The sequence below is a fragment of the Mesorhizobium sp. WSM4833 genome (genome assembly GCF_055811095.1).
In genome coordinates this window covers 1-1155 of the sequence record NZ_JBVVQG010000041.1, presented here as the reverse complement: position 1 = coordinate 1155, position 1155 = coordinate 1, and the positions used below count along the sequence as shown (strand labels likewise).

Here is a 1155-nt window from a genome sequence, read left to right as displayed (position 1 = left end):
GGGAGAGCGACTATCTGGGGTGTCAAGTTGCACTCGCGAACTCGTTGCGCGCATCGCGTGCTTTTGCATTGAGGATGACGAGGAGTTTTCTGGCGAGTGCGATGCGGATGAGCATTTTTGGCTTTCCCGCCTGTTGCAACCGTTGAGCGAAAGCTTTGAGATTGGGATCGAATTTGGCCACGATGGCTGCGACGATGAAGAGGATGCCACGCGGCCCGGCGCGTCCGCCGCGCACATGCCTGTTGCCGGTGCGCTTGCCGCTATCGTTGGCGAAGGGAGCGAGGCCTGCCAGCTTGGCGATGGCCTTGTTGGAGATGAGGCCGATCTCGGGCAGTTCGGCCATCAGGCGGGCGACGGTGCGTCCGGCCACGCCCTTCAGCGAACGAAAGGCCTGCTCCAGCCTGGCCCACAGCGGATCGTCATCGATCATCGAGGCAATCTCGCCTTCAAGGCGCCGTTGCTCGCGCTTGAGGAAGGCCAGCATCGCCTCGATGCTGGCGCATACCTCGGCGTCGCGTGCGGCACTTCTACGCTGCTTGTTGATGGTCGCATCGCCGACAATCTGGCAAAGCCGGCCAACCAACGCGGCAAGCCGCTGCTGGGCGGCGCTTGGCGGTGGCGTCGGCACAGTGTTCTTGACTGCGCCGTAGTGGGCGATGACAGCGGCGTCGATCCTGTCGGTCTTCTCAAGATAGCCCATCGCCTCGGCGAAACGGCGCACGCTCTTGGCATTGACCACGCCGCACGGCATGCCGTGCGCCCACAAGAGCATGAATCCCAGCCGTTCATAGCCGCCCGATGCCTCCATCACCGCAAGGGCTGCGTCATGGCTGCGGCAGAACAGCCAAAGAGCTGCGATCCCCGCCGCGTCGTTGGCGAAGCGCGCTGCCGCTCCGCCAGGCCAGACATGCGCGTCCAGCCAATCTTTCGAAACATCAACTCCACAAATAATCCTGTTCACGGTAACCTGCCTTGTGCGTACGGTTGGAACCAAGCGACTGTTCGGTCGTGCGTGATGAAGGCGAAGATCCCAAGCTCTCCCGCGGCTGTAACCTCAGGTGGTACGGGCGACTTCGCCAAGCCAAGGTCCGGGCGGCCACCCGGACCTTGGCTCAATCGCTCTAATCCCACGAAATCTCTCTCGTGTAGATACAA

At 62.2% G+C, this 1155-nt stretch carries 1 protein-coding gene; it reads right to left on the bottom strand.

Annotated features, from left to right (window positions below):
- Window positions 1–22: 22 nt before the first annotated feature.
- Window positions 23–961, bottom strand: a complete 939-nt coding sequence (locus AC0L2D_RS31760) for an IS110 family RNA-guided transposase (RefSeq protein WP_063172372.1) — start codon at window positions 959–961, stop codon at window positions 23–25.
- Window positions 962–1155 lie beyond the last annotated feature (194 nt).